The sequence below is a fragment of the Stenotrophomonas sp. P5_A9 genome, assembly GCF_056400525.1.
In genome coordinates this window covers 19,944-32,289 of record NZ_JBFULC010000007.1, presented here as the reverse complement: position 1 = coordinate 32,289, position 12,346 = coordinate 19,944, and the positions used below count along the sequence as shown (strand labels likewise).

The 12,346-nt window shown below is 68.3% G+C and carries 10 protein-coding genes and 1 riboswitch; of the genes, 8 read left to right on the top strand and 2 right to left on the bottom strand.

Annotated elements, in window-relative coordinates:
- Positions 1-84: 84 nt before the first annotated feature.
- A complete protein-coding gene (locus AC1DR7_RS03700) occupies positions 85-549 on the top strand; it encodes an RcnB family protein (protein ID WP_478052273.1) in 465 nt (154 codons plus the stop codon).
- Between the two features lie 610 nt (positions 550-1,159).
- On the opposite strand, the gene AC1DR7_RS03695 is transcribed toward AC1DR7_RS03700, so the two are convergent.
- On the bottom strand, positions 1,160-4,690 hold the full coding sequence (locus AC1DR7_RS03695) for an autotransporter outer membrane beta-barrel domain-containing protein (RefSeq protein WP_457319379.1): 3,531 nt from the start codon (positions 4,688-4,690) through the stop codon (positions 1,160-1,162).
- 228 nt (positions 4,691-4,918) lie between these two features.
- Here AC1DR7_RS03695 and glyA point away from each other — a divergent pair, with 228 nt between their 5' ends.
- The 5 genes from glyA (at position 4,919) to ribD (ending at position 8,978) form a co-directional block, all read left to right on the top strand.
- Positions 4,919-6,172 (top strand): serine hydroxymethyltransferase, encoded by a 1,254-nt coding sequence (gene glyA / locus AC1DR7_RS03690; protein ID WP_256775390.1) that lies wholly within the window; start codon positions 4,919-4,921, stop codon positions 6,170-6,172.
- Between the two features lie 2 nt (positions 6,173-6,174).
- Entirely contained in the window at positions 6,175-6,615 is a 441-nt protein-coding gene (locus tag AC1DR7_RS03685; protein WP_457319378.1) for a hypothetical protein, read from the top strand.
- Between the two features lie 22 nt (positions 6,616-6,637).
- Positions 6,638-7,078, top strand: coding sequence for a hypothetical protein (locus AC1DR7_RS03680; protein ID WP_256775392.1), 441 nt, complete (start codon positions 6,638-6,640; stop codon positions 7,076-7,078).
- Positions 7,079-7,301: 223 nt separating this feature from the next.
- Complete coding sequence (gene nrdR, locus AC1DR7_RS03675; RefSeq protein ID WP_256775393.1) at positions 7,302-7,823, top strand: transcriptional regulator NrdR; 522 nt, start codon at positions 7,302-7,304, stop codon at positions 7,821-7,823.
- A 72-nt stretch (positions 7,824-7,895) separates the two neighbouring features.
- Positions 7,896-8,978, top strand: a complete 1,083-nt coding sequence (gene ribD / locus AC1DR7_RS03670; RefSeq protein ID WP_457319377.1) for a bifunctional diaminohydroxyphosphoribosylaminopyrimidine deaminase/5-amino-6-(5-phosphoribosylamino)uracil reductase RibD — start codon at positions 7,896-7,898, stop codon at positions 8,976-8,978.
- A gap of 411 nt (positions 8,979-9,389) precedes the next feature.
- On the opposite strand, the gene AC1DR7_RS03665 is transcribed toward ribD, so the two are convergent.
- Positions 9,390-10,028, bottom strand: a complete 639-nt coding sequence (locus tag AC1DR7_RS03665) for an outer membrane beta-barrel protein (protein WP_256774889.1) — start codon at positions 10,026-10,028, stop codon at positions 9,390-9,392.
- Positions 10,029-10,186: 158 nt separating this feature from the next.
- A riboswitch (FMN riboswitch) is annotated at positions 10,187-10,331 on the top strand.
- A 121-nt stretch (positions 10,332-10,452) separates the two neighbouring features.
- On the opposite strand from AC1DR7_RS03665, the gene AC1DR7_RS03660 reads away from it, so the two are divergent.
- Both AC1DR7_RS03660 and ribB read left to right on the top strand, forming a co-directional pair.
- A complete protein-coding gene (locus tag AC1DR7_RS03660; RefSeq protein WP_256774890.1) occupies positions 10,453-11,076 on the top strand; it encodes a riboflavin synthase in 624 nt (207 codons plus the stop codon).
- Positions 11,073-12,188 (top strand): 3,4-dihydroxy-2-butanone-4-phosphate synthase, encoded by a 1,116-nt coding sequence (gene ribB, locus AC1DR7_RS03655; protein WP_457319411.1) that lies wholly within the window; start codon positions 11,073-11,075, stop codon positions 12,186-12,188. Before AC1DR7_RS03660 ends, ribB begins: the two co-directional genes overlap by 4 nt.
- Positions 12,189-12,346 lie beyond the last annotated feature (158 nt).

Sequence of the window (12,346 nt, the reverse complement as noted above, 5' to 3'; positions counted from 1 at the left end):
ATAAACTGGAAACCGTTTCCAGCCGGAGACCGTTCAGATGACCTGCGCATGATGGAGCCATCAATCCACCAAGCGAGGCCAATCATGAGCATCAATCGATTTGTGGTCGGGGCCGTCGCCTCGCTGCTTGCCCTGGGTGCAGTGGCCCCGGCCTTCGCCGACGACGACCATCGTGGCCGTGGGCATGACCGCCACGACCGTCATGACGATCGCCGTTACGACCGTCATGATCGCCGCGACTGGCGCGATGACCGCCGCGAGGCGCGGCATGATCGCCGCTACTACGACAACCGCGGCCACTACCGCCCGGCGCCGCCGCCGCCGCGCGTGGTCTATCGTCCGGGACCCGGTCGCGGCTATGGGTGGGCGCGCGGTCACCGCTACAACGAGTACTACCGTGGCCCGGTCTACGTGGTCAACGACTACAACCGCTACTCGGTCCGTCGCCCGCCGTATGGCCACCACTGGATCCGCGATGACCGCGGCAACCTGCTGCTGGTCGCCATCGCTACCGGCATCATCGCCGACTACGTGATCAACAGCCGGTAAGCCGGCAGTTTCTGGCCACCTCATGCGGCGCCCTCCGGGGCGCCGTATGTCGTTCGGATATCGCGTGGCATGGCTTGGAAGAGCTTCTTCTTCTATGTGCGTTCCATGCGCTTGGCGTGCGTTGAGCTTTTTCAGACGCGGCCGTCGGTGGGTCGGGCGCTGGGCCCCCATGCCCTTGGAGGCGAAATAAAGGAGGAGGCCGCGCAGCGGCCGGGGGACATTCGCCGGAAAGGGCATGGGGGCCCAGCGCCCGACCCACCGACCCGCCAGAAAAGCCTGGCTTCTGCCTGCGCACCGCGAGCCGAGCCCCGTAGCGGCCGGTAGGCTTCTGGGCAAAATCAAGGAGGAGGCCGCAGGCCGGGGGACATTTGCGCCAGGGGCCTACCGGCCGCTACGGGGCCCTCACGCGCGCGACACTCCCGATCGGAGACGCCACCAGATCCAAAGGGCGCCGGGACTGCCCGAGCATCCAACGCCGCGCACCCTCGGCTGTGGTCCCTGGAACGCGACGCTCCCCTCCATTGAGAAAAGAAAAAAAAGGGCGCGCCTACAGGCGCGCCCTTTGATGGCTGCGCCGGCCATTGGCCGGCACACCCGCTTCCCGCTCACGTCAGAAGCCGACCGACCAGTCCAGCTGGGCACCAACGTCACGCTGCCCATCCCCATCGCGCCCCTGCACCTGCAGCGACACGCGGCTGTTGGCGGTCGGGCTGACCGCCACCCCGAGCTGGGCCAGCACACTGCTGCGTGCCAGCGGTGCACCGGTGATGGCGAAGTCCTGCGTGCCCGCCACGAAACGGGCGGTCGCCGTCGGCAGGCGGTCGCCGTCGGCGTACTGCCAGCCCACGCGTGCGGTCAGCACGGCCTTGTCCTGCTCGCCGCCACTGATATCCCAGTCCGCCTTCAACGCCGCCAGACCGGTACGGTAACGGCCATCGGAAGAGGCGATTCGCAGCGCGCTATGGCCACCGTGTTCCTGGCTGCCATCGCTTTCCAGACGCACCTGGGCCAGCTCGATTTCCGGCGTCAGCTGCAAACGCGGTCCGCCGAACGTCCAACCGGCACGCACGAAAGCAGTAGTGGCGGTGGCATCTTCGCGGGCCGACAGCGTCTCGGCGAACGTCGTGCCGATCTGGGCTGTGCGGGTGCTGTCGGTGCGGTAGTCCGCGCGGGTCACCCCGCCGCGCAGGCGCAGCCCCAGCCAGCCATAGTCGGCGTAGACGCCGTACTCGGTCGCATCGGTCTCGGCGCGTGCGTCGCGCTCGCGCAGGCGGGTGTCCAGCTGCTGCTGGCCGGCGGCCACGCCGAACTCCAGCGACTCGCCCACCTGCCAACCGGCACCAGCCATAAGCCCGTGCTGCTGCGCGCGCGTGCCGACATTGGCGGCAGTGGCGTCAGTGCGCCGTTGCCCGCCACTGCCGGCCAGCCACACGCGCACGCCCGGTGCGATGCCGCCGCTGATCGCGCGGCCATCCAGGTGGCGGTCGATGCCGTCGTGCAGGAAGCGGTTCTGCAGCAGCGTGCCGCGGTTGGCCGCATGCACTTCACCGCTGAGGCTGTCGAAGGCCGGCACCACCTGCGGCACTTCCAGGCGCACCACTGCGTCATAGACCGCGTTGCCGGTACCCAGCGCTTCCACGGCGCCGGCCACCGCCTTCTGGTTGTCGTTGACCACCACGTCCGGGAACGTCAGCTGCACGTCCGGCATCGATACGTCGTTGCGCGCCATCGTCAGGTAGACGTTGTTGGCGTCGTAAGCCAAGCTCGGATCGAGGAAGGCGAAGTTGCTGCTCACCCCGGCGAAGGTGCCCTGCACGCCGTCACCGGCGCTCAACACGGTGTAGCGTGTGGACACCTTCCAGTCGCCGGCCGCAGCCACCGCCACGGTGCCCGCACCACCCAGCGTGGCCACGCCCGCCACGTCCACGCGGTCGCTGCTGCCGTCGGCGGCGACATCGACGCGATAGGTCGCGCTCGGGTCGAACACCAGATCGCCGGTAACCGTCAGCCGGCCCACGCCCATGTTCGGGCCCGGGTCCAGCGTGCTGCCCGAGCGCAGGTGCACGTTGCCCACCCGGCCACTGCCGGCCAGGTACGCCGCGTTGTCCAGGTTCACCTGGCCGCCGAGCGCGCCGTCCACCATCAGGCGGCCGCCATCCACCACCGTGGTCCCGGCGAAGGCACTGCTGTCCCCGGTCAGGGTCAGCCAATGGCGCCCCTGCGCGAAGGTGCCGGTGCCGCTCAGTTGCCCGGCGTACTGCAGCACGCGGGTGGTGTCGATCTGGAACGTGCCGGCACTGCCGATGGCGATGTTGCCGGTGGGCAGGGCATTGCCGGTGGCCAGCACGCGGCCGTCGTCAATGCGGGTGGCGCCGCTGTAGGCGCTGCCCGCCATCACCAGCTCGCCGCCATCGGTCTTGACCAGCACGCCACCGGCGCTGGCACGCACGTTGCCGGCCAACGTGGCACGGCTGGCGGTGCCGACGGACACGGCCACTTCGCCGCGCAGCTGCACGCTGTTGTCCAGCGCCACCGCATCACCCAGTTCCAGTCGCGTGGCATCGTCCAGGGTCACCAGGCCGGTGCCCAGCGCCTTGCTGCCATAGACCGCCAGGGTCCCCGCATCGACCACCGTGCCGCCGCTCCAGCCACTGCTGTCCACGCTCATGGTGAGGCTGCCGGCCCCGGTCTTGCGCAGCTGGCCGTTGCCACTGACGGCACGCTGCATGAGCACATTGTTGACCGTCTCCATGGTCGAATCGGCCGCCAGCAGCACGTTGCTGTCCACGCGCAGCACGCTGTTGGCACGCAGCGTGCCACCGCCCAGTTCGAGGGTGCCGGTGCCATTGCCGGTGGTGATGCTGGCCGGCAGCGCGCCGCCGACTGCGAGCACCGCCTGCGGGCCGACTACCAGGGTGCCGACGCCCAACGCGTTGCCGCCCAGCAGGATGTTGCCGCGCACGGTTGCCGTGGCGCCATCGGCGATATCCACGCGCCCCCAGCCATTCACGCCGATCCGCAGCGACGCGGCGTCCAGGCGCGAGCCCGTGCCGGTCACCGAGGCGGTGCCGACGCCGCTGGCGGCCAGGCCGAACGTGGTGGCGTCCAGGCTGACCGCGCCGCCGTTGGAGACGTCGATCGCACCGATGCCCGCGTTGCCGATCACCGCGACGCTGCCGGTCTGGACAAAGCGCGCGTCGGTGCCGGAGACCCGCAGGTCGCCGCGTGAGCGGTCGCTCGCCGAGCGCGCCTGGTTGCCGATGTACAGCGCGCCGCGCACTTCTACGCTGGCACCGTCCTCGACCTTCACCGTGCCTTTACCGAGCTGGCCGATGTAGAGCACGTCGGTGTTCACCCACCGGCTGCCGGTGCCGGAGATCTCGGCCAGGCCCACGCCGGTATCGGTGTTGCCGACGTAGCCGGCGAGGCTGGTCATCTGCGCCCCATCGAGGATGCGCACCGTGCCGTTGCCCTGGTTGCCCAGCAGCAGGTTGCGATCGGTGCGGAACAGCGACTGCGCGCCGCTGACGTTGACCGTGCCCACGCCGCTGATGGCGGCGCCGATGTAGGAATCCAGGCCGATCGACAGCGTGCCGCCGTTGTCGATGTCGACCAGGCCCCGGCCGAGATGGCCGACGCCGAGGGTGGTGAGCGAGGTCCAGGTCGACCCCGCACCGGAGATCAGCACCCGCCCGTCGGCGGTGGCGGCGGTGCCGCCGTCACCGGTGCCGACGAAGATGGTCCCCGAGGTCAGCGTGCCGCCGGCCAGGACCGACAGGTCGCCCCGGCTGGCATAGCCGACGTGGAGGTGGTCGGTTTCCTCGCCAGGCTGGGACACCACCGCCGTGCGGCTGCCGTCGATATAGGCGGCCACCGAGCCGGCGGTGGGTTCACCGAATTCCCAGTTGCCGCCCGTGCCCCAGTCGTTGTTGATCGAGGCGCGCCACTCGTTCCAGCCGTTGACGCCGGCCAGCGCGGCCGGGGCCATGCAGGCCAGCGCGATGCCGGTGACCAGCGGTGCCAGGCGCGGCGCGCGGCGCGCACTGCGCGCGCCTGCACGGCCGCCGCCACGGGCGAATTCGGATACCACCTGCACGCACTTGAGCGCGTGGTTGAAGACCACGCGGTAAACATGATTCACAGCCAACCCCTGTTTTGATCTGAATCGGCGGTATCGGCCGTCGGCTGAACGACTTTAGGGTTTGAAATCGATTAATCTGAATAATTCAAGGAACGGCGTCGCATATCCCGTGTTTGCCCTGTACCTGCCCGACCGTCAGGCGGCCGGTCGACCGGCACGGGCCAGTCATGGGCGACCGGGCTTACAATCAACGGCTTGTCGTTTCTCTCATCCAGCCTGGAGTAACCGATGTTCCCGCGTGACGTCCGCATCGAAACCTACGATCCCGAACTGGCCAAGGCCATCGCCGCCGAAACCCAGCGCCAGGAAGACCACGTCGAGCTGATCGCCAGCGAGAACTACACCAGCCCGGCGGTGATGGAAGCCCAGGGCAGCCAGCTGACCAACAAGTACGCCGAAGGCTATCCGGGCAAGCGCTACTACGGTGGCTGCGAATACGTGGACATCGCCGAGCAGCTGGCCATCGACCGCCTCAAGCAGCTGTTCGATGCCGACTACGCCAACGTGCAGCCGCACAGCGGTTCGCAGGCCAACCAGGCGGTGTATTTCGCGCTGCTGCAGCCGGGCGACACCATCTTGGGCATGTCGTTGGCCCACGGCGGTCACCTCACCCACGGTGCCAAGGTCAATGCCTCGGGCAAGCTGTTCAACGCCGTGCAGTACGGCGTGGACGAGGCCGGCCTGATCGACTATGACGAGGTCGAGCGCCTGGCCGTCGAGCACAAGCCGAAGATGGTCGTCGCCGGTTTCTCGGCCTATTCGCAGGTGGTGGACTGGGCGCGCTTCCGCGCCATCGCCGACAAGGTCGGTGCCTACCTGTTCGTGGACATGGCCCACGTGGCCGGCCTGGTCGCCGCCGGTGTCTACCCGAGCCCGCTGCCGCACGCCCACGTGGTCACCTCGACCACCCACAAGACCCTGCGCGGTCCGCGGGGCGGCATCATCATCGCCAAGGGTGCCAGCGAAGAGCTGCAGAAGAAGCTGCAGTCGATCGTGTTCCCGGGCATCCAGGGCGGCCCGCTGATGCACGTCATCGCCGGCAAGGCCGTGGCGTTCAAGGAAGCGCTGGAGCCGGGCTTCAAGGCCTACCAGCAGCAGGTGGTCAAGAACGCCCAGGCGATGGCCAACACGCTCATCGCGCGTGGCTACAAGATCGTCTCCGGTGGTACCCAGAATCACCTGATGCTGGTGGACATGATCGGCAAGGACGTGTCCGGCAAGGATGCGGAAGCTGCCCTCGGCCAGGCCCACATCACCGTCAACAAGAACTCGGTGCCCAACGACCCGCGCTCGCCGTTCGTGACCTCGGGCCTGCGCCTGGGCACCCCGGCCGTCACCACCCGTGGCTATCTCGAGCAGGACTGCGTGGACCTGGCCAACTGGATCGCCGACGTGCTCGACGCCCCGGCCGATGCGGCGGTGATTGCCCGCGTCCGCGACGCGGTCAGCGCGCAGTGCCGCAAGTACCCGGTTTACGGCTGAGGATGGACGAGGGCCGCCAGCGTCGTCGATACGCGCTGGTGGCGGGTCTATTGGGTGTTCCCGGTGCTGGCTGCGCTGGCGCCGGTGCAACGCTGCTGGTCGGCACTGCCGCATGGGAAGGCGCGCGGTGGTCTGCGCTGCTTGGGCTGGCCTGCTGGCTGGCCCTGATCGCTTGGGCCGTGCTGAGCTGGCGCTACCTGCGGCGAGGTCGCGAGGGCCTGCGCGCGGGTCGGTGGCCGTTCTGGGACCGGTCGCTGTGGGCACTGCTCATCCTGGGCCTGATCGCCGCCGGCTGCATGCTCGCGATGTCGGGCCTGCTCGTGCTTGGTGGCCTGATGAATCGGGAACCAGGCATGATCGCGACCGGCGCCATCCTGCTGTTGTTTGGCCCGGCGCTGATGTGGCCAGTCACCCTGCTGCTGCAGGCACGTGCTGGATACTGACGCTCACAGCCAAGAGGCCCCGATGCCGACCGTCGACGATGTTCGCCACCAACGCCTCTACCTTGCCCAAGCGCTGGTGTTGGGCGTGCCCGCGGTGTTGGCCGGCGGTGGGCTGGCGATCCTGGCGATCTGGGCGTTTTTCACCCGACGCACCTATATGGGGGCCAGTGAAGGCCCGCTCCTGCTGATCTGGAGCGTGGCTGGCCTGTGCGGGCTGCTGGCCTGGCTATGGCTGAGTGGCGTGTACCTGCGGCGCGGGCGCAGCGGTCTGCGGCATGCCGGCGCGCTGGCGTGGGCTGGTCTGGGCCTGGGCATGCTTGGCGCGCTCGGGGTAGCCGGTTTCATTGCATTCGCCCTCGTCAACGGCAGCCCGTGGCAGGTGCTCGGTTACCTGGTGTTCGGCCCGCTGCTGCTCTTTCCCAGTGCGCACCTGGTGTGGCTCGCACGAGGGCAGATGCGCTGAGCGCATGCACCGAGAACATTTCTGCGGTGAGGGAGCCTCGATACGCGATCGGTGGATCGACGTGTGAAGACCGGCGACTGGCGCATCTGGCGTGATCCAGGCGCAGGCTGCAGCCGAGGGCAGGGCCTCCAGCACTTGATATTTGCTGCCGGCAGGCCTTCTCAGGTACCGTTGCGACGCTGCCGTGACCACGGCATGACGTTTTCCTGATGCAAGGCGTTCCATGTACTGTCCGTTCTGCCAGCATGCCGATACCCGTGTGATCGATTCTCGCGTCTCTGAAGACGGGGCGACGATCCGGCGTAGGCGTGAGTGCGAGGCCTGCAGCGAACGCTTCAGCACCCTGGAAACCATCGAACTGAAGCTGCCGGCGATCGTCAAGAGCGACGGCAGCCGTGAAGCGTTCGATGCGCGCAAGGTGCGCAGCGGCTTCGACCGCGCGCTGCAGAAGCGGCCGGTGCCTGAAGACAAGATCGAGCTGGCGGTGCGCGCGGTGATGCAGCAGGCGCGGATCTGCGGCGAACGTGAAATCCCCTCGATCAAGGTCGGCGAGTTTGTGATGAACGAACTGCGCAAGCTCGACCATGTCGGCTACGTGCGCTTTGCTTCGGTGTACCGCAGCTTCGAAGACGTGGCCGATTTCCGCGAAGAAATCGAGAAGCTCGAACGTGAGCTTCCTTCCAGCACCGAACAGCTGCAGTTGCTCGGCGATGTGATCGCGCTGACCAAGAAGAAAAAGGGCTGAGCCCGGCCGCATCGCGGCCAGCATCGCTGGGCTACCATCGGCGCTGAACACCTGCTGCCGATGACTGCCGCCATGACCGACTTCTCCGCCCTCGACCACCTGCACATGGCGCGCGCGCTGCGCCTGGCCGAACGCGCCGCCTACACCGCACGGCCCAATCCGATGGTCGGCTGCGTGATCGCACAGGGCCAGGACGTGGTGGGCGAAGGCTGGCACCAGCGCACCGGCGGGCCGCATGCGGAAGTCTTCGCCCTGCGCCAGGCCGGCGAACGCGCCCGCGGCGCCACTGCCTACGTCACCCTGGAACCCTGCGCGCACCATGGCCGCACCCCGCCGTGCGCGCTGGCGTTGATCGACGCCGGCGTCAGCCGCGTGGTCGCGGCGATGCGCGATCCGTTCCCGAAGGTGGATGGCGGCGGCTTCGTGCTGCTGCGCGAAGCCGGCATCGCGGTGGTTGAAGGGCTGATGGGCGCGCAGGCGCGCGAACTCAATCGCGGCTTCCTGTCGCGCATCGAGCGCGGTCGGCCGTGGCTTCGGGTGAAGCTGGCCGCGAGCCTGGATGGGCGCACCGCGATGGCTGACGGCCGTTCCAAGTGGATCACCGGCGCGGCCGCGCGCGAGGATGTGCAGCACTGGCGCGCGCGTGCCGGCGCCATCCTCACCGGTGCCGACACGGTTCTGGCCGACGACCCGATGCTGACCGTGCGGCTGGCCGACACCGAGGTGCTGCCGCCGCTGCGCGTGGTGCTCGATACGCGGTTGCGCTCGCTGGAATGCGCCCGCGTGCGCGAGGGCGGGGCGCCGACGCTGTACCTGCACGATGCCTCGGTGAGCGCGCCGGACGCCGCCGATGCCGAGTTTGCCAGCGTGCCCAGCCGCGACGGCCGCCTGGACCTGGGCGCAGTACTGCGCCTGCTCGCCGAGCGTGGCATCAATGAAGTGCACACCGAAACCGGTGCCACCCTGGCCGGCGCGTTGCTGGCCGGTGGCTGGGTCGATGAGGTGCTGCTGTACCAGGCGCCCACGCTGCTGGGTGAGCACGGCTTGCCGCTGCTGTCCGGGCTGGGCATCCATGCGATGGACCAGCAGCGCCGGTTGCGCATGGTGGATCAGCGTCAGGTGGGCGAGGACCTGCGGTTGCTGCTGCGGGTGTGATCGGTGCGCGTGGGTCGGTTTGGGTGGGGGCCGGCCGCCGTCGGTGGGTCGGGCGCTGGGGCCCCATGCCCTTTCCGGCGAATGTCCTCCGGCCGCGGGGCGGCCTCCCCCTTTATTTCGCCTCCAAGGGCATGGGGCCCCAGCGCCCGACCCACCGACAAAAGCCTGGCTCCCGCTTGTGCACCGCAGCCGCTACGGGGCCCTCACGCGCGCGACCAGCCCGAACGAAGCCCCCATGGATTCACACCGTGCCAAGACCACACGACCACACGGTCACACGCGTATCGCGCGACGCGATCTGCCAAGTCCAATGGAACAGGACGCTCCCCTCCAGTGTGAGAAGAACCAAAAAAAACGGGCCCCTTTCGGGGCCCGTTCGATCATGGCGCGGCGGAGACCGTCGCCGCCCGATCAGAAACTCGCGCGCACGCCCACCGACACCTGGGTGACATCGCGGTAGGCCTGCACTTCAGCGACCAGACCCCAGGTCTGGGTGAAGTTCACCTGGCCACCGAGGTTGCCTACCCACGTGCCCTTGAAGTCGCTGCCGCCGTCCAGGTAACCGGCCTTGGCCCACGCTTCGGTACGCACCGACGGCTTGCCACGCACGCCCACGGTGGCGCGGCCGGCGTTGGTGTGGTCCTTGTCGGTGGCGCTGTCGAAACCGTCCACGGACAGCTTGGCTTCCACGTTCTGGCGGATCCAGGCGATGTCGGCGGTGAAGTCGACGCGGTCGCTCATCGGCATGTGATAGCCGATGCCCAGCTCGGGCTGATTCAACTCCAGCTTGAGGCTGGCGTCATAACCGGCGTAGCTGCCGTTGTACTTCTTGGACACGTACGACCAGGCGCCGAATACATTGACCTGCGGGCCGATGTCGAACGAGCCGCGGATATAACCACCGTCGACCTTCGGATCGCCGAAGTAGTCGTCGTTGGTGTCCAGCTGGGTCCAGCCGGCTTCGACATAGGTGTAGCTCACGCGCTCGGCGGCGGAAGCGGAAAGCGGGGCGGCGGCCAGCAGGGCGGCGGCCAGGAGAATCTTGCGCATGCAGGTTCCTTGGGTGAAGTTGAGGTCCATTTCAGCCAGCCCTTCGTGGGCGGCAGGGCGGCGATCACTGCCGCGCGGCCGCATTTTAACCATATCTTCACAAAAAGCGAGCAGTCAGCTTGGCTTGCTACAATGGCGCGGCCGGTTCGCCGGTACACAAACGTCTTCAGGGCGGGGTGCGATTCCCCACCGGCGGTAGGTGCGCAAGCACGAGCCCGCGAGCGCTTCCAGTTCCGCTGGAAGGTCAGCAGATCCGGTCCGATGCCGGAGCCGACGGTATAGTCCGGATGAAAGAAGACGGTGCGGCCGTGCCTTTGCGCGCGGCGTGCGCCTATATGCCTTGCGGCGTTTTTCGCTCACTTTCTGCGGGAAACGTTATGTCTGATTGCACCTCCATCCCCTGCCTCCGTCCGGGGGGCCGCTGATGTTCACCGGCATCATCGAAGGCGTCGGCCGCCTGGCCGCGCGTGACACCCTTGGCGGCGACGTCCGCTTCACCTTCAACGTCGGCAACCTGCCGTTCGACAGCGTCCAGCTCGGCGAAAGCATCGCCATCAATGGCGTCTGCCTGACCGTGATCGCTTTCGACGCGACGAGCTTCCAGGCCGATGCCTCCACTGAAACCCTCGGGTTGACCACGCTGGGTCAGCTTGCCGATGGCGCAGTGATCAACCTGGAACGTGCGATGCGTCCGACCGACCGCCTGGGCGGGCATCTGGTCAGCGGCCATGTCGATGGCCTCGGCCGGGTCCTGTCCATCCACGACGACGCCCGGGCCCAGCGCTGGCGTTTCGCCGCGCCTGCGGCACTGCTGCGCTACATCGCCAAGAAGGGCTCGATCTGCGTGGACGGGGTCAGCCTGACCGTGAACGAGGTCGACGACCAGGGCTTCGAGGTCGCGCTCATTCCACACACCGTGGCCAACACCGCCTTCGCCGCCACCGGCGTGGGCAGCGCAGTCAACCTGGAAATCGACCTGGTCGCCCGCTACGTCGAACGGCTCATCGCCGTGCCCGCCCAAGGCCCGCAGCAGGGAGCCAACGCATGAACTTCGCCTCCATCCCCGAGATCCTCGAGGACATCCGCCTGGGCCGCATGGTCGTCATCGTCGATGACGAAGACCGCGAGAACGAAGGCGACCTGATCATGGCCGCCGAGCTGGTCAAGCCGTCGGACATCAACTTCATGGTCACCCACGGCCGTGGCCTGGTGTGCCTGCCGCTGACCCGCGAGCGCGCCGCCGATCTGGGCCTGGCGCCGATGGTCCAGGCCAACACGGCCCAGTTCCAGACCAACTTCACCGTCAGCATCGAGGCCGCCGAGGGCGTCACCACCGGCATCTCGGCCTACGACCGCGCGCACACCATCCGCACTGCGGTGAAGCCGGACGCCAAGCCGGCCGACCTGCACCAGCCGGGCCACATCTTCCCGCTGATCGCCCAGCCGGGCGGAGTGCTGACCCGCGCCGGCCATACCGAAGCCGGCGTCGACCTGGCCATGCTGGCCGGCCTGGAACCGGCCGGCGTACTGGTGGAAATCCTCAACCCCGACGGCAGCATGGCGCGTCGCCCGGAGCTGGAAGTGTTCGCGCGCGAGCACGGCCTGAAGATCGGCTCGATCGCCGACCTGATCGCCTACCGCCTGGCCACCGAGAAGACCGTCGAGCGCGTGGACGAGCGTGAGATCGAGACCGAGTTCGGCCCGTTCACGCTGGTCACCTACCGCGACCGGATCGCCCACGACCTGCATTTCGCGTTGGTTCGTGGCACCCCCGACGCCGAGCCGACGTTGGTCCGGGTCCAGGTGGAGAACCCGCTGGCCGACCTGCTGCACTGGCGCCGCGACGACTTCGGCGTGGCCTCCACCGATGCCCTGCGCGCGATCGCCGCCGCCGAGCGGGGCGTGATGGTGGTGCTGTCCGCGCCGCGCGACAGCAACAGCCTGCTGGCCCGCCTGCGCCAGCAGCCGGTGCCGGTGGTGCCGGGCAAGGACAAGGATGTGAGCCAGTGGCGCCGCAACGGGGCCGGGGCGCAGATCCTGTCCGACCTGGGCCTGGGCAAGCTGCGGGTGCTGGGCACCCCGCGCCGGCAGATCGGGCTGGCCGGGTATGGCCTGGAAGTGGTCGAGACGGTGGGGAACACGTCATCGCATGCGCGCTGACGCCCCACGATGTGCTTCGCAAACCGCGGGCCCCTCTTACCACCATCCAGGCCCCCGCCGCGTCGCGGCAGCCCCCTGACTCAGGGGGCTGCTGCACCCGACCCGTCCCGTAACGCGCGGCGACCCGGCTACACGCGGCCATGCGCTAGAATATTCAC

Excerpts from the sequence above, each read along its gene's own strand:
- AC1DR7_RS03700 (WP_478052273.1), top strand. The coding sequence starts at position 85 with ATGAGCATCAATCGATTTGTGGTCGGGGCCGTCGCCTCGCTGCTTGCC.
- glyA (WP_256775390.1), top strand. The coding sequence starts at position 4,919 with ATGTTCCCGCGTGACGTCCGCATCGAAACCTACGATCCCGAACTGGCC.
- AC1DR7_RS03685 (WP_457319378.1), top strand. The coding sequence starts at position 6,175 with ATGGACGAGGGCCGCCAGCGTCGTCGATACGCGCTGGTGGCGGGTCTA.
- AC1DR7_RS03680 (WP_256775392.1), top strand. The coding sequence starts at position 6,638 with ATGCCGACCGTCGACGATGTTCGCCACCAACGCCTCTACCTTGCCCAA.
- nrdR (WP_256775393.1), top strand. The coding sequence starts at position 7,302 with ATGTACTGTCCGTTCTGCCAGCATGCCGATACCCGTGTGATCGATTCT.
- ribD (WP_457319377.1), top strand. The coding sequence starts at position 7,896 with ATGACCGACTTCTCCGCCCTCGACCACCTGCACATGGCGCGCGCGCTG.
- AC1DR7_RS03665 (WP_256774889.1), bottom strand. The coding sequence starts at position 10,028 with ATGCGCAAGATTCTCCTGGCCGCCGCCCTGCTGGCCGCCGCCCCGCTT.
- AC1DR7_RS03660 (WP_256774890.1), top strand. The coding sequence starts at position 10,453 with ATGTTCACCGGCATCATCGAAGGCGTCGGCCGCCTGGCCGCGCGTGAC.
- ribB (WP_457319411.1), top strand. The coding sequence starts at position 11,073 with ATGAACTTCGCCTCCATCCCCGAGATCCTCGAGGACATCCGCCTGGGC.